The sequence below is a fragment of the Acinetobacter equi genome, assembly GCF_001307195.1.
Lineage (GTDB): Bacteria > Pseudomonadota > Gammaproteobacteria > Pseudomonadales > Moraxellaceae > Acinetobacter > Acinetobacter equi.
In genome coordinates this window covers 2,421,876-2,437,270 of the sequence record NZ_CP012808.1, presented here as the reverse complement: position 1 = coordinate 2,437,270, position 15,395 = coordinate 2,421,876, and the positions used below count along the sequence as shown (strand labels likewise).

At 30.7% G+C, this 15,395-nt stretch carries 14 protein-coding genes and 1 pseudogene; 10 read left to right on the top strand and 5 right to left on the bottom strand.

Annotated elements, in window-relative coordinates:
* The first annotated feature begins 7 nt into the window (after nucleotides 1-7).
* Entirely contained in the window at nucleotides 8-361 is a 354-nt protein-coding gene (locus AOY20_RS11595) for a YnfA family protein (RefSeq protein WP_054582004.1), read from the top strand.
* Nucleotides 362-409: 48 nt separating this feature from the next.
* On the opposite strand, the gene AOY20_RS11590 is transcribed toward AOY20_RS11595, so the two are convergent.
* Nucleotides 410-919, bottom strand: a complete 510-nt coding sequence (locus tag AOY20_RS11590; RefSeq protein WP_054582604.1) for a lytic transglycosylase domain-containing protein — start codon at nucleotides 917-919, stop codon at nucleotides 410-412.
* A 445-nt stretch (nucleotides 920-1,364) separates the two neighbouring features.
* Between AOY20_RS11590 and AOY20_RS11585 the strand changes: the two genes are divergently transcribed.
* The 3 genes from AOY20_RS11585 to AOY20_RS11575 all read left to right on the top strand — a co-directional run bounded on the left by AOY20_RS11585 (nucleotide 1,365) and on the right by AOY20_RS11575 (nucleotide 4,113).
* Nucleotides 1,365-2,423 carry a phospholipase A gene (locus AOY20_RS11585; RefSeq protein WP_054582003.1) on the top strand — a complete coding sequence of 353 codons (1,059 nt, stop codon included), beginning with the start codon at nucleotides 1,365-1,367 and terminating at the stop codon, nucleotides 2,421-2,423.
* A gap of 109 nt (nucleotides 2,424-2,532) precedes the next feature.
* Nucleotides 2,533-3,000, top strand: coding sequence for a Cys-tRNA(Pro) deacylase (gene ybaK, locus AOY20_RS11580; RefSeq protein ID WP_054582002.1), 468 nt, complete (start codon nucleotides 2,533-2,535; stop codon nucleotides 2,998-3,000).
* A 360-nt stretch (nucleotides 3,001-3,360) separates the two neighbouring features.
* On the top strand, nucleotides 3,361-4,113 hold the full coding sequence (locus tag AOY20_RS11575) for an alpha/beta fold hydrolase (protein WP_054582001.1): 753 nt from the start codon (nucleotides 3,361-3,363) through the stop codon (nucleotides 4,111-4,113).
* Between the two features lie 49 nt (nucleotides 4,114-4,162).
* Here the strand turns inward: AOY20_RS11575 and AOY20_RS14670 are convergent, their stop codons facing one another.
* Complete coding sequence (locus tag AOY20_RS14670; RefSeq protein ID WP_144424780.1) at nucleotides 4,163-4,273, bottom strand: hypothetical protein; 111 nt, start codon at nucleotides 4,271-4,273, stop codon at nucleotides 4,163-4,165.
* 136 nt (nucleotides 4,274-4,409) lie between these two features.
* Nucleotides 4,410-5,831, bottom strand: coding sequence for an aminotransferase-like domain-containing protein (locus AOY20_RS11570; RefSeq protein WP_054582000.1), 1,422 nt, complete (start codon nucleotides 5,829-5,831; stop codon nucleotides 4,410-4,412).
* 334 nt (nucleotides 5,832-6,165) lie between these two features.
* On the opposite strand from AOY20_RS11570, the gene AOY20_RS11565 reads away from it, so the two are divergent.
* Both AOY20_RS11565 and AOY20_RS11560 read left to right on the top strand, forming a co-directional pair.
* Entirely contained in the window at nucleotides 6,166-6,918 is a 753-nt protein-coding gene (locus AOY20_RS11565) for an SDR family oxidoreductase (protein WP_054581999.1), read from the top strand.
* A gap of 24 nt (nucleotides 6,919-6,942) precedes the next feature.
* Nucleotides 6,943-7,782 carry a fumarylacetoacetate hydrolase family protein gene (locus tag AOY20_RS11560; protein WP_054581998.1) on the top strand — a complete coding sequence of 280 codons (840 nt, stop codon included), beginning with the start codon at nucleotides 6,943-6,945 and terminating at the stop codon, nucleotides 7,780-7,782.
* Between the two features lie 25 nt (nucleotides 7,783-7,807).
* Here the strand turns inward: AOY20_RS11560 and AOY20_RS11555 are convergent.
* Nucleotides 7,808-9,591, bottom strand: a pseudogene (locus AOY20_RS11555) (IlvD/Edd family dehydratase).
* Between the two features lie 747 nt (nucleotides 9,592-10,338).
* Nucleotides 10,339-11,022 (bottom strand): hypothetical protein, encoded by a 684-nt coding sequence (locus AOY20_RS11550; RefSeq protein ID WP_081403397.1) that lies wholly within the window; start codon nucleotides 11,020-11,022, stop codon nucleotides 10,339-10,341.
* Nucleotides 11,023-11,366: 344 nt separating this feature from the next.
* On the opposite strand from AOY20_RS11550, the gene AOY20_RS11545 reads away from it, so the two are divergent.
* The 4 genes from AOY20_RS11545 to AOY20_RS11530 are packed head-to-tail and all read left to right on the top strand — an operon-like array spanning nucleotide 11,367 to nucleotide 15,133.
* Nucleotides 11,367-11,975, top strand: a complete 609-nt coding sequence (locus AOY20_RS11545; RefSeq protein ID WP_417855917.1) for a paraquat-inducible protein A — start codon at nucleotides 11,367-11,369, stop codon at nucleotides 11,973-11,975.
* Nucleotides 11,972-12,727: a paraquat-inducible protein A gene (locus AOY20_RS11540; protein ID WP_054581997.1), complete on the top strand. Its 756-nt coding sequence runs from the start codon at nucleotides 11,972-11,974 to the stop codon at nucleotides 12,725-12,727. The genes AOY20_RS11545 and AOY20_RS11540 overlap by 4 nt, the downstream gene beginning before the upstream one ends.
* Nucleotides 12,728-12,738: 11 nt before the next feature.
* Entirely contained in the window at nucleotides 12,739-14,415 is a 1,677-nt protein-coding gene (locus AOY20_RS11535; protein WP_054581996.1) for a PqiB family protein, read from the top strand.
* A complete protein-coding gene (locus AOY20_RS11530; RefSeq protein ID WP_054581995.1) occupies nucleotides 14,399-15,133 on the top strand; it encodes a PqiC family protein in 735 nt (244 codons plus the stop codon). Before AOY20_RS11535 ends, AOY20_RS11530 begins: the two co-directional genes overlap by 17 nt.
* Nucleotides 15,134-15,395: the final 262 nt, after the last annotated feature.

Genomic DNA, 15,395 nt, shown 5'->3' with positions numbered 1-15,395 from the left:
GATATAAATGGATCTACAAATTACCAAAGTTATTGGAACTTTTTTTCTGTTTTTTATTACAGCAATTACAGAAATATTAGGTTGTTATTTTCCATATCTGATTTTAAATCAGGGAAAAAGTCATTGGTTTTGGGTGCCAACAGCATTAAGTTTAATGGCATTTGTATGGCTTTTAACATTGCATCCAGCCGCTTCTGGACGAATTTATGCAGCTTATGGTGGTATTTATATATTTACGGCACTTTTATGGCTGAAATATGTAGATCAAATTGCTTTGTCTAAATGGGATTTAATGGGTGGTGCTATTGTTATTCTAGGTGCTTTACTTATTATTTTACAGCCCCAAGGTTTAATTCGTTAAATAGCGCTCATTGAGTTATTGATATCAATGAGCGTTAATAAGCAGTATTTATAAGGCTTTTTTTAGCTCAGATTTATGTCCTTTAACTTGTTTAGCATATTTTTTGCCTTGTTTTTTCATTTTTCTGTTTGTATTGTAAGCAGTTGGTCCAACATTATAATGAGCTAATGCTTTTGGAATACTACCTGCGTTATTCTCATATTTTTTTAAAATATATGCACCACAATTAATATTAATATACTCATTATATAAATCACCAGGGCATTCTTTCTGCCAAAATCTAGGCATAACTTGTGTTAAACCTACAGCACCAGCAGGAGAAACAACAGTTGGTCTATACGAGGATTCTTGTCGAATTAGAGCTGCAAGTAACAAAGGATCAAGATTGTATTTATCTGAACTTTGTACAATGATAGGTGCGACTCGATTGGCGGTTGTTGCATTTACAGAATATGCTTTTTGAATGCCTGCAGAGAGTTTTGCTGACCTTTTAGACGGTGAACCACCACCTAAAGAGGAACATCCAGTAAATATAAGGACTGTGGTTGCTACAGCCATAAGCTTTATAGAAGAACATCGTTGAAATAATTTAAACTTTGAAATTTTCTTTAAACCCAACAAAATAACACCATTTTCCTACTTTATATTTAAGGATATTAAGTAGATGAGCTCATAGAGTCAATTTTTTATTATTAATAAATTTATTTATAAATTTTAATTTAAAATAATTTCAAATCGTTAAAATAGGTTAAATTTTGTTTACTTATTATTGTTGAAAATTCACTTAATAGATAAAATGATTACAACAGGTTACGTAGATTCCACACGAGTAAACAAGAAGATTCTATTAAGGCTGATAATTTAATCATGTTGAAACGCAATTGTTATTTTTTATATTCAAAATTAATAGTTTAAGTTGTTTTTAAGTGTGAAAATTGAATATTAGATATCAATTGTAATGGGGGGATGGGCGAGTTGTCCAAATTATTCTTGGAAGAATAAAATGATTAAATTTCAGCAAGCAAGAAATGTTCTATGTTTAGGAGCATCTTATTTATTTGTTTCCGAAGCATTTGCACAAAAAAGTACAGATCTAGCAAATTCTAATCCTGAAATATGTTTAAGTTTTACCTCAAATGAACAGCGTTTAGAATGCTTTGATAATGCATTTAATTATGCATCTAATACAGAGCAAATAAATACATCAGTGTTAGCAAAAACAAAGGAACCAATTAAAGTTATAGAACATCAGCCATCAAAAACTCCTTTACTCGATAAGCGTTGGGAATTAACTGATGAACATCATGTTGGACTATGGAAATTACGTCCATATCAACCAGTATATATTTTACCCGCATTTTGGACAAGTGAGGTTAATCAAAACCCAATTAGCGCAAATGCTCGAAATATTGTTAATAATCAGCATCAATTAGATTCTACTGAAGCTAAATTTCAGCTTTCAATGAAAACTAAAGTGAGAGATGATTTATTTGGAAACAATGGAGATTTGTGGATTGGGTATACTCAACGTTCATATTGGCAGGTGTATAATGATCAAGATTCGAGACCATTTCGTGCGACAAACTATGAGCCAGAAGTTAATTTGATTTTTAGAACAAATTATAATGTTTTAGGATTAAATTGGCGACTATTTGGAATCGGATTAAATCATCAATCAAATGGCGCTGCAATTCCATATTCACGTGGCTGGGATCGTGTCATGATGAATTTTGGATTTGAGCGTGATAATTTTGTTTTAACAATACGTCCTTGGGTTAGAGTCTTTAAGAAAGATAGTGATGATAATCCTGATATTGTTGATTATATGGGACATGGTGATGTTACTGCATATTACAAATGGGGGCGTCAAAGCTTTTCATTAATGGCACGACAAAATGTAAGCACAGGTCACGGGGCTGCACAATTTGCTTGGGATTTTCCTATTAGAAATAATTTAGATGGTTATTTACAGATATTCCATGGCTATGGTGAAAATTTAATTGATTATAACCACAAAGCAACATATGTTGGTTTAGGGGTTTCATTAGTTGATTGGTATTGAGTTTAATTTAGCCCTAAGATTTTAGGGCTAAAATTTAAAATAAAATAAGAAGCAATTTATAAATTATTCTATAATAACGAGCATCATATAAATAAATTTAGATGGAATTATGACACCTGCTTGTAAAGTTTTAAAATCAAATAAAATTGATTTTTCAATGCATGAATATAAACATGATGTAAATGCCAAAAGTTTTGGGCTTGAAGCAGCTGAAAAATTAGGTTTATCTGTAGATGAAGTGTTTAAAACCTTAATGGTGACTGACGATAAAAACTATTATGTTGCGGTATTACCTGTGAATCATCAGTTAAATTTAAAGAAAGTTGCACAAGCATTTGGTTGTAAAAAACTCCATATGGCAGACCCTAAAGATGCAGAGCGTTTAACTGGATATTTAGTGGGTGGTATTAGTCCAGTAGGGCAGAAAAAAAGATTAAAAACAGTAATTTGCTGTAGTGCAAAAATACTAAATAAAATGTATGTAAGCGGTGGGAAAAGAGGGCTGGATATAGGTTTAAATCCAAATGATCTAGCTTCAGTTTTAAGTGCTAATTTCGCTGATATTGTTGATAATTAAATTCATATTATCTGTATAAAACTTTAAATAAAAAGATGCATTTATAATGTGCATCTTTTGTTGAATCTTATTCAAATATTAAGCACAAAATATAGGAAAACAATAGAAGCTCTACAATGGTGAAATAATAGACAAATTAATTTAATCTTAACAATAATATCAATCAGTATGAAATTTTCCCGAGAAAACACATTAAGATTACCTTAAATTGATTAATTTAATTACATAATAATTTTTATACATGGAGTATCTCAATAAATAGCCTAAGTAAAATTCATCAAGCGCAATAAATAATCATATGTTAAAATAGCCTAAGTAAATTTTTTATTATAGATTTATCAAATTCTTGGGAAAAATCAAATGCTACTAAATTATGAATATCATCAAATAAACGAAAAACCGACTTTAATTTTTATTCATGGATTATTTGGTAGTTTAAGTAATCTAGGAATGCTAGCTCGAGAATTTTCTAAAACGCATAATACATTACAAGTCGATGTAAGAAATCATGGTAAATCAGGGCATTTATCTGAAATGAATTATACCGAAATGGCTCAAGATGTTTTAGATACCTTAAAGCATTTAAATATTGATCAGTTCATTTTAGTTGGCCATTCAATGGGAGGTAAAATTGCAATGAAGCTTGCTGATCTAGAAAATCAGCGTATTCAAAAATTAATAGTCTTAGATATATCACCATTTACATATTTGGAAAGTCATCATACTCATATTTTTAAAGCTCTTTTTGCTGTAAAAAATGCAAATATTAATTCTCGTCACGAAGCAATTTCAATTATGAAAAATGATATTGATGAAGATATGGTCATTCAATTTTTATTAAAATCGTTTAGTAAAGGTGAATGGCTATTTAATGTTGATGCTATTTATGAAAATTATATGAAAATTCTTGCATGGGATAATATTTCGGTTGATGTACCAACACTATTTCTTCGTGGTGGAAATTCACCTTATATTGCGAAAGAGGAGCATATAAGTGCAATTCATCACCAGTTTAAAAACGCCAATATTCTAACTGTTGAAAATACAGGTCACTGGTTACATGCTGAAAAAACAATAGAAGTTATTGAAAGTATTAAAAACTTTATTAAATGAAAATTATAAGTTGGCTTTTTTAAATTTATATGAAAAAAGCCAACAATCTTTACAACATATGTTCCCAAATAACATAACCCAAACCAAAGCCAATAAATGAATATAAGGTAATAATGAAGAAAGTGAAACTTGCTTTATTATGCTTTTTAAAAAAATCCATCATGCTTCCTTAAAATGTAAAGATCTAACTCTTTGTCATTATGGCAATGACAAATTAAAGATATAGATACAAAAACATATGAAAAAACTATAACAGATAAAGTGAATTTTATGATCTGTTATAGTTTTAAATTAATTCATTTACTTGCTCGATAGAGTTGAATAGCATGATTAATGCATTTACTTAGTTCAAGTAAAGCCTCTTGATAAGAAGCTGTTAAGTCGAATGAACAGTTAATTCGTAAGTAGTTTTTTGCTTTGGTATCATGAGCATTAAATAAATGACTAGGTGCAATGCTAATGTTTTTTGATAATAAAGATTGATAAATATCTATACTATCAAGTTCTTTGGGTAATTCAATCCATAAAAAATAGCCTGATGGAAAATAATGAACTTTACAATTTTGATCTAATATTCTTTGTAAAAAATGATAAAAATCGATTTTATTTTTTTCTAAAGATGCTCTTATTTTTTTTAAATGTTTGTCATAGTCTCTATGAGATAAGTATTCGACCAAAGCATTTTGAATAAATGAATTAACAGAAAGTGTACTCATGAGCTGAATATGTTGAATTTTCTCAGAATATGGTCCTGCATAAACCCAACCTATCCGAAAATCAGCACCTAAAATCTTAGAAAATGATGAACAATGTAAAACTAAATTATTTTCGTCAAAATATTTCATAGATAATGGTTTTTTATTCTCAAAATATAGTTCTCCATAAACATCATCCTCAATTAAATAAATATTATGTTGATATAATATTTTTGCTAATTTTTCTTTTATTTTATCTTTAACAGTATAACCAATTGGATTATGACAATTTAACATAAACCAGCATGCTTTAATTGGATACTTTTCTATTGCATGTTCAAGAGCTTGTAAATCAATACCATCTTCAGGGTGATCTGGAATTGTAATTACTTTTAGCCCTAATCTTTCTGCTGCTTGCCAGGCACCATAAAATACAGTTTGTTGAAGAATAATATAATCTCCAATTTGAGTGACTGCTTGTAATGCTAAATTAAGCGCATCTAGTCCCCCAGAGGTTATAACAATATCATCATGATCTGCTTGAATTCCTTGCATACAGTAACGCTGAGCGATTAACTTTCTGAGTTCTATATTACCGGGTGGTAAGCTTGGAGTTTGTTCATAACTAAAATGGCGTTTAGCTAATTGGGCTAATATTTGAATTAATTTTGGAGAGTAGAGTAATTGGCTATTTGGAAAAGCTGATCCTAACGGAATGATATGATCACCTTGAATGGATTTTAAATAATGGAAAACTATTGAGTTTATTTCTATTTTTTGATTAGTATCAAATGAATGTGTGGTAGAGAAGGTTTTCCTATCTGCAACAAAGTATCCCGATTTTTCTTTTGAGTAAATTAATCCTTGAGCTTCTAACTCATGGTATGCATTCATTACGGTAATTAAACTAAAACCAGAATTTTTACACTGAGATCTTAGTGAAGGAAGTTTTTCATGTGGTTTCCAAGTACCGCTCTGAATAAGTAGTTTTAAGCTATTTGCTAATTTTTCAGACTTGTACATACACAAATGATTTCTTTAAAAATAAAATAATTGCTTAGAGTATAAACTAAATTTTTAGATTCTATTTTCAAATTCTATTCATTATTTATATTAATTTTAATTGGTATTTTTGTAAAAATTAAATTTTTAAATATTTAACTAATATAATTTTTTATTTATTAAAAAAATAAATATGTTTTTAACATTATAGTTGTTTTTTATTTTTTGTGGATGATTTTTTATTTTATAAGAGTTAAACAATAAAACAAAATTAAACATAAGTTTTTATTGTTATAGTTTTATCTTGTTATAAATAGGTTTTTATATTTTAAGAAACAAATAAAAAGGATTTAAAATGAGATTAACCAAAAAAAATTGTATTATCACTGCTGCAGGTCAAGGAATTGGAAAAGCATCTACTATTAAATTCTCTCAAGAAGGTGCAACAGTTATAGCTACAGATATAAATTTAGAACTTTTGAAAAAATTACAAAATGAGTATCCCAATATTATCATTGAACAATTAGATGTCACCTCTACTGATCAAATTCAATATTTATCTAATAAATATTCAAACATTGATGTGTTATTTAATTGTGCAGGATGGGTGCCATCGGGAAATATTTTAGAATGTGATGAGGAACAATGGAAAAATGTATTTCAACTTAATGTTGATTCAATGTATAGGCTAATTCGAGCTTTTTTACCTTCAATGCTCTCAAATAAATCTGGTTCAATTATTAATATGTCATCAGTTGCATCAAGTATAAAAGGTGTGCCAAATCGCTTTTCATATTGTGCGAGTAAAGCAGCAGTATTAGGTATAACGAAAGCAGTTGCTGCAGATTTTATTACACAGGGAATACGTTGCAATGCTATTTGCCCAGGTACAGTAGAATCTCCATCATTACAGCAAAGAATAAAAGAACAAGCAGAGCAGCAAAATAAAAATGTGGATGAGGTATATCAACATTTTGTGAATAGGCAACCTATGGGACGCTTAGGAACAGCAGAAGAAATAGCCGCTTTAGCATTATATTTAGCAAGTGATGAATCTGCATTTACGACAGGAGCTTCATATATTATTGATGGCGGTTTTGCAATTTAACTAAAAAATAAAAGGGACAATATTATGAAATTATTAAGATTCGGTTTAAAAGGATATGAAAAACCAGGTATTTTAGATGTTGAAGGTCATATTCATGATTTATCTTCAATTATTGATGATATTGATGGAAAAACATTAGAAACAAAGTTAGAAGACTTACAAGGTTTAGATATTAGTACATTACCTATAGTTAGCGATGATGTGCGGATTGGCGCCTGCGTTGGAAATATTGGTAAGTTTATTTGTATTGGTCTTAACTATTCCGATCATGCTGCAGAAACTGGATCTCCAATACCATCTGAACCTATTATTTTCAACAAATGGACTAGTGCAATTATTGGTCCAAATGATGATGTTGAAATCCCCAAAAATTCAAAAAAAACAGATTGGGAAGTGGAACTTGGAATTGTTATTGGTAAAAGTGGGCGTTATTTATCAAAAGAAAATGCTTTAGATTATGTTGCTGGTTATTGTGTTATTAATGATATTTCAGAAAGAACATTTCAACTAGAAGGAACAGGAACTTGGGATAAAGGCAAAGGATGTGACACTTTTGGACCAATTGGACCATGGTTAGTTACAAAAGATGAAATTGAAAATCCTCATAATTTACACCTTTGGTTAGAAGTAGATGGACATCGTTATCAAGATGGTAATACCAACACAATGATTTTTGACATATCAACTTTAGTGAGTTATGTCAGCCAATATATGAGTTTAAAAGCAGGTGATATTATTTCTACTGGAACACCGCCTGGTGTTGGATTGGGACAAAAACCACCAGTTTTTTTGCGAGAAGGACAGGTAATGAAACTTGGAATTGAGGGTCTAGGTGAACAACAACAAAAAGTGATTACTGCCTAGTAATTTTTAATATGAATATTCTATTTTAATGAGAGTGTCTCGGTAAGTTTTTCGGATGAACCACATTCATATAAAGTGTCGCGGGTTCTAAACATCCACCTGTAGAGAGTTGTCCAACCATACTTCTATAAATTTCTTGCCACGGCGTTTGTGACACAGGATAGTGAGGTTTATAATTTAAACTACGTTTTTCTAATTCCTCATCTGAAATCAAAACATTTACTGTTCGTTGATTCAAATCAATAAGTAACCGATCATTTGTTTGTAATAAGGCAATTCCACCACCAATAGCAGCTTCAGGCGACATATTTAAAATAGATGGACTTGCAGAGGTACCACTTTGACGACCATCTCCTAAACAAGGCAAGGATTCAATTCCTTTTTTAATTAATTCTGTTGGTGGTGCCATATTTACAACTTCTGCACTTCCTGGATAGCCAACTGTTCCTGCTCCTCGAATCACCAAAATACAGTGTTCATCAATTTGTAATATCGGATCATTAATTCGTTCGTGATAATCTTCAGGACCATCAAATACAATTGCACGAGCTTCGAAACTATTTTCATTATTTGGGTTTGATAAATAGGTTTTTCTAAATGCTTCACCTACGACAGACATTTTCATGATAGCACTTTCAAAAAATTACCACTTAATACAATAAACCCAGCTTTGTGCATAAGAGGTTTATCATAAGAATAAATGACATCAGTATTTGAAGTTTTGGCATGTTTTACAATTTCACCAATTGTTTTTCCACTCACCGATGCACAGTCATTATGTAAAACACCAGCTTTTTGTAATTCATGCATGACAGCAGGAACGCCACCTGCACGATGGAAACCTTCACCTAAATATTTACCAGCAGGCATACAATTGACGATTAAAGGAATGTTTTCTCCAACACGTTGCCAATCTTCTAAGGTTAAATCAATTCCCATATGTCTTGCAATTGCAATTAAATGAGGCGGGCAATTACTTGAAGCTCCTAATGCAGATGCAACGGCAATTGCATTTTCAAAAGATTTTTTATTCATAATTTTTGAAGGACGTAAATCTTCAAGTACCATTTCACAAATTCGTTTCCCCGTTAAATAAGCCATTTGACCACGTTCACGGTATGCAGCAGGAATGCTTGCACATGTCGGTAACGACATACCAAGTGCTTCAGCTAAAGCATTCATGGAAAGAGCTGTTCCCATTGTATTACAATGTCCAATTGAAGGAGATGCGGATGCTGCCATTTCCATAAAATCGTCATAATCTATTTCATCTTTGGCTAATAAATTACGTGCATGCCATATGACTGTACCAGAACCTATCAGTTCTCCTTTGAAATGACCATCTAACATTGGACCACCAGATAAAACTATAGCAGGAAGATTTGTTGTTGCAGCAGCCATTAGGCAGGCTGGAGTTGTCTTATCACAGCCAGTAGTAAGAACAACACCATCAAGCGGATATCCATGTAAAATTTCCACTAGTCCTAAATAAGCTAAGTTGCGATCTAATGCTGCTGTTGGTCTACGTGATTGTTCTGCAATAGGATGAACTGGAAACTCCATTGGTATACCACCAGCATCACGAATACCTGCTTTTACACGTTCTGCAAGTTCTTTATGATGCCTATTACACGGCGTTAAATCACTTCCAGTCTGAGCTATACCAATAATTGGACGTCCAGACTGTAACTCTTTACGGGTTAATCCATAATTCATGAACCGTTCTACATAAATTGCCGTCATATCTGCATGATTTGGGTCATCAAACCATTCTTGACTACGTAAAAATACATGATTTTTTTTATCCATTTTAATTTCCATATATTGAGAATAATGTATTTGTCTTTAAATATTTAAAAAATTACTTTTATGATTATAAGAATAAGAAAAAATAATATTTAATATAATTATATTTATAGTTTCTTTGTTTAATTAAATGTTTTTTTGTAAATTTTAACTATCTATTTTTATATTAAAAAATGAAATAAATTCCATCTTATTTTGTTTCCTTCTTTTTTTTAATCAATATTTTATTTTTTTTAAAATATTTATTTTTAATATTTATTTTTATAAAAATATAAGTTGTTATTTATATTTTGTAATAAAAAGATCTATAGCTAAAACAAATGTAAATATAAATTGAAATAATGTATAGCAATAGAAAATCTAATATTTTAAAAAATATATTAAAAGTCAATGAGGTGGTTAAGTATTTTAAATAAAAAATATTGGTAATGGAAAACCTTAAATATTAATGAGAGAAAAGTTATGGAAGAAATAAAACAAGTCTCGTACCATGGGATCAACAACAATCGGGTTATTTTTATTCAACCAATCTGAGTTTAAGTTTCCCAATGGATGATCCAGCTTCATTATTTTCAGTTGAAGGAATGGATTGGCTAGGTAGTGTTCGTGCAGAAGGTGATGTACGTGTTGAAGCTCTATGGATTGGTGTTGACCGATAATTAAAACTTAAAAGAGCAATATATTCTATCTAAAGAATATATTGCTTTATTTTTTATAATATAAAAATTAATTAAAAATCATTTTTTACTCTTAATTACTCTTTTCTATTTCACATCGATTTACAATAGGAATATATTTTTTATCTATAATCAAAAAAATATTATTTTTATTTGGTTGTTTAATCAAATCATTTTGATATTCTTCATTTGGTAAAATATAAACATGATCTGCATCTTCGTCACGAGTATGGCAGTCATTATGTATGATTGCTCTAAAAAAAGTATTCCCAGTATTTTTGATAATGCCTAATTTTTCATCAATTTTATATTCAAATTTCTGGTTTTTAGGGCGAACAATTAAAATAGTACTTAGAGAAATAGAAGGTAAATAAGTTGATGAACGCTGTTGTTCATTTTTTCCAAATGTAGTTAATGGTGTTTCTGTAAAAACGACTCTGTAGTATCTTTCTTTACTATCTTTTGGACCCCTATAAAAAATTTTAAAAATATCAGTTGCTTGTGCATCAATGATTTTACGCAAAGGAGCATAAAGAATTTCTTTATCGGAGATGTTTAATTTAACCTCATTTGTATTACTTGGCTTTTCAATTGCATATGCATGGATATTATAGAGATTTCTAGTCTCTGTATCATTTGTAATATATTTTGAAATAAAATCTTCTTTTGAACTCATTTCATAAATATAAGAAGAAAAATACATTGCTTGAGCTGGAACACTCATCAATAAAGATAAGGAGATAACTATTCTTTTCATTGAATTATTTTTAATCTAAACAAAGTGAATTTTATCAAAATATTTTTGAAATTATTGATTATTTTTACTTGAAATTGATTGTTTTTTGTTAATATTCATTCAAATATTAAACTGCTATTATTGATGTAATATTATGTATATTGAATATATAGATTCAATGAGGAACAGCCCTATTCATGCATGACTTATTCTTATTTTTCTAACTTATATCCTCAATATTAGCTTATTATATTCTCTAATAAACCATCATATGTTTTGGTATATTATTAATTACAAAATAAAGGTTTAGCTAAATGCATGATAGGTCAGATGTAAGTATGTCACTCATAAAAAAAAGAGATTTGATTTCCACTTCAAATTTAATTGGATGTGATGAGTGTGATACCATTTCTAAAAAAACACCACTTCAAAAAGGCGAAAAAGCTTTATGCCCATGCTGTGGTGGAGAACTTTATCAACAAACTAAATCATTAAAAAAACTATTAGCTTTAGTTTGTACTGCCTTTATTGTATTTATTATTGCAAATTGCTACCCGATTGTAAGTGTTGAATTGCAAGGTAATCATTCAGAAACTTCATTAATTGGCGCTGTTATCGCCATGTTTCAAATTGATCGATTTTTTGTAGGAACTCTAATTTTTATTACAACATTTATTATGCCTTTAATTAATATATTATTGTTGTTTTACATTTTGTATCCAGTCTCCCTTCGAAAAAAACGTCCAAAATTTTTAGTTCAGGCAATGCGTTTATTGTCATCATTCCGAATTTGGGCAATGATTGAAGTTTTTTTAATAGGTGTTTTAGTGACGCTCGTAAAACTTGTGGGAATGGTTGTTGTCATTCCTGGAATTGCTTTATGGGCTTTTGCAGTTTTAAGTATTTTAATGATCATGATTACTTCTGTAAAATTACAAAGTATTTGGGATGAAATTGATCGGTGTTTAATATGAAAAAGCAAAAAGGCATACCAATCGGTCAAAACCAAATATTTGTAAGAGCACAGGATTTATCACTCAGAATTTGCTCATGTTGTGGAGTGTTAAATCATCTTCCTAAAACTGCCCAATCAAATATAGATATAACTATTCGCTGTGAAAGATGTCATACATTATTACATCGAAGAAAACCAAATAGTCTGTCAAAGACTTTAGCTTTAGTGCTTGCAGCAAGTATTTTGTATATCCCTGCAAATATATTACCTATGACGATAACTGAATCTTTATTTGGGGATCAGGAAGATACGATCTTGACAGGTGTGATTTATTTCTGGCAAAGCGGAGACTATCTTGTTGCAACAGTAATCTTTTGTGCTAGTATTTTTATTCCATTGTTAAAGCTCATTATTTTATTTTTCTTACTAATGGTTGTTCATTTCCAAACCACACAGCGTATACAATTTTCTCCAGCAATTTGTACAAAGCTATATCGTATTGTTGAAATGGTTGGAAGATGGTCAATGATTGATGTGTTTGTTGTGTCATTATTGACAGCATTAATCCAAATTCAATCTTTAGCAACCATATTTGCAGGACCAGGAGCAGTCGCTTTTGCTGCTGTTGTTGTACTTACTCTTTTTGCTTCGCTAAGTTTTGACCCAAAAATTATTTGGGACAACTATTTCGTAGCATTAGAAAATAGTAAAAAACAGAGCGGATCATTGGATCATCCTTTAGTTCCACACTCATTAAATACTCACCAATAAGAATGATGGATATGTCTGAAAATACAACATCGAATGAAAATTCAGATTTGAATAAGCCTGATCATGACATGAAGCAGGTTAGCAATCAAAATTTACATGATGTAAAAATCAAAAAGGAAAAATGGAAACCATCTCTTATTTGGTTAATTCCTATTGTTGCATTGCTAATTGCTGTATCACTTGCCATTAAGGCTTTTTTAAATGTTGGACCAACGATTAATGTCTCATTCAGATCTGCCGAAGGCTTAGTAGCAGGAAAAACAACAGTTCAATTTAGGCAAGTTAATATTGGTTTAGTCAGAAAAATTAAACTTTCTGATGACTTATCTCATGTTATTGTTGAAATTGAATTAACTAGAGATGCTAGTAATTTTGCATCAAATGATTCTAAGTTTTGGGTAGTTCGCCCTCGTATTGGAACGAGTGGAGTTTCTGGAATTGATACGTTGCTTTCAGGCTCATATATTGAAGTTGAAGGTGGGAAATCTGCTGAAAAACAAACAACGTTTACTGGGTTGGAGTTTCCACCAGTTGTTGCATCAGATATACCAGGAAAAGAATTTTTCTTAAAAGCACATGATTTAGGTTCACTTGATATTGGTTCACCTATTTATTATCGTCGAATTAATGTTGGTCAAGTGACTTCTTATAAGCTATCTAATGATGGTCAAAATGTAGAATTACAAGTATTTATTCAATCACCATATGATAAGTTTGTTACAACAAATGCACGGTTCTGGCAAGCAAGTGGTATAGATGTCAGCTTAAATGCATCAGGATTTAATTTACAAACAGAATCATTGGCAAGTATTGTAGCTGGTGGGATTGCATTTGGTTATCCAGAACATTCTAAGCAAGCTCCTGCGGCAAGAAATAGAAGTAACTTTACACTTTGGGACTCACAAGCTGAAGCACTTAAAAATCCAGATGGTCAGGCTTATCCAATTGTGATGTATTTTGATCAATCTTTAAGAGGATTATCTATTGGTGCACCAATTGACTTTATGGGTATTGATATTGGTGAAGTAACTTCAATTAATGCAGAGTTTAGTCATAATCATACACAAATGCGTATGAGAGTAGAGGCGATCATTTATCCATCTCGTATTGCAGATGGTTCCGAATTAAAACCAACTGGACGTATTTTTAAATCATTTATTGAGCATGGTTTACGTGCACAAATGCGTACAGGAAGTCTATTAACAGGTCAAAATTATATTGCTTTTGATAAATTCCAAAAAGCAACAAATGGTTCATTAAAAGTGTTATCAACAGGTGCTGTTGAAATACCAACTATGCCTCCAGAGTTAAGCAACTTACAATCTCAAGTTTCAGCCATTGCAGATAAATTAAGTAAGTTTCCATTAGAAGAAATTGGTGGTGATGTTCGTAAGACATTAAATAGTATTAATAAAGCTGTAAATTCAACTGATCAGTTAATTAAACAGTTTGATGGGAAAGTCGCACCAGAAATGCAGTTAACTTTAGATGAAGCTCGTAAAACCCTACGTTCAGCAGAGTCAATTTTATTGAGTGATTCACCAATGCAGCAAGATATACGTCGTGCTGTACAACAAATGACACGTGCTGCCTCTTCGGTACAATTAATGGCAGATTATATTGAACAACATCCTGAATCATTAATTCGTGGGAAAAAACCGGAGGCAAAAAATGCAAAACAAAACTAAATTAAAAAGTCTTCATATGCATACTTTTGCTAAAAGTCTTCGATCATTAAAGCAATGTAAGCTTCAGTGCTTTATTGCTGTTGTCGGTGTGAGTATTGGATTAACAGGTTGTTATCGATCTGTTTCTCCAAATTTCTATACATTAACGCCACAGATTACACCTTTAGTGAGTTCGAATATTAAACTTATTGAAGTAGTTCCTGTAGGAATACCAGCAAGATTAGATACACCATTATTGGTTATACAAAACTCAAATGGTCAAACTTATATGTTAGATAATCAACGCTGGAGTTCAAGTTTAAGTAATGAATTACAAAGTGGGTTGTCGGCAGGTTTACAACAAAAATTAGGTGCAATCGATGTTTATAATACGGGTCTAACTGGTGGGGAAACAACTTATACGATAGCAACTGAATTTTCACGATTTGATATTGTAGAAAAAGCAGATCAATCGGTAACAGACATTGAAGTGATGGCATCATGGGTGGTTAAACGCCATGGAGTACAGACGACAACAGAGACTGAAAAAAATTATTATCATCAATTGAATTGTCGTATGGCTTTTAAAAATCAAGTCAAAGGTCAAGCTGATCGCTATCTAAATATTGTGAGTACTTATCAAGAATCACTGAACAAGGTGATTGATGCGATTGCTGGCACAACTATTGCTATGGATGCAAATAAAAAGCCTACAATTCAAGGTATATTGTGCTCATAATTTAAATTAACTTAAAAATATCGCTAATACGGTTTTTACTTATTAGCGATATTTTTTCATCAAAATAAAAAATATTTGTTTCTTGATATTTCAATAAAATATGTGTTTTAAAGGCATAAAAAATATTGTCTTTTAAAAAATATTAATAGTTTAATATGTATTTATCTGATTTTTTTAGTTTATTTATTCCAAATAAAACCTTTGTAAAACAAGTGTTTGTAATAATATTATTTTTAATAAGCTTACTGTTTTTTATCGCTGA

Bases quoted from the DNA above. Each gene is read 5' to 3' on its own strand.
- AOY20_RS11595 (WP_054582004.1), top strand. From the start codon at position 8: ATGGATCTACAAATTACCAAAGTTATTGGAACTTTTTTTCTGTTTTTT.
- AOY20_RS11590 (WP_054582604.1), bottom strand. From the start codon at position 919: ATGGCTGTAGCAACCACAGTCCTTATATTTACTGGATGTTCCTCTTTA.
- AOY20_RS11585 (WP_054582003.1), top strand. From the start codon at position 1,365: ATGATTAAATTTCAGCAAGCAAGAAATGTTCTATGTTTAGGAGCATCT.
- ybaK (WP_054582002.1), top strand. From the start codon at position 2,533: ATGACACCTGCTTGTAAAGTTTTAAAATCAAATAAAATTGATTTTTCA.
- AOY20_RS11575 (WP_054582001.1), top strand. From the start codon at position 3,361: ATGCTACTAAATTATGAATATCATCAAATAAACGAAAAACCGACTTTA.
- AOY20_RS14670 (WP_144424780.1), bottom strand. From the start codon at position 4,273: ATGGATTTTTTTAAAAAGCATAATAAAGCAAGTTTCACTTTCTTCATT.
- AOY20_RS11570 (WP_054582000.1), bottom strand. From the start codon at position 5,831: ATGTACAAGTCTGAAAAATTAGCAAATAGCTTAAAACTACTTATTCAG.
- AOY20_RS11565 (WP_054581999.1), top strand. From the start codon at position 6,166: ATGAGATTAACCAAAAAAAATTGTATTATCACTGCTGCAGGTCAAGGA.
- AOY20_RS11560 (WP_054581998.1), top strand. From the start codon at position 6,943: ATGAAATTATTAAGATTCGGTTTAAAAGGATATGAAAAACCAGGTATT.
- AOY20_RS11550 (WP_081403397.1), bottom strand. From the start codon at position 11,022: ATGAAAAGAATAGTTATCTCCTTATCTTTATTGATGAGTGTTCCAGCT.
- AOY20_RS11540 (WP_054581997.1), top strand. From the start codon at position 11,972: ATGAAAAAGCAAAAAGGCATACCAATCGGTCAAAACCAAATATTTGTA.
- AOY20_RS11535 (WP_054581996.1), top strand. From the start codon at position 12,739: ATGTCTGAAAATACAACATCGAATGAAAATTCAGATTTGAATAAGCCT.
- AOY20_RS11530 (WP_054581995.1), top strand. From the start codon at position 14,399: ATGCAAAACAAAACTAAATTAAAAAGTCTTCATATGCATACTTTTGCT.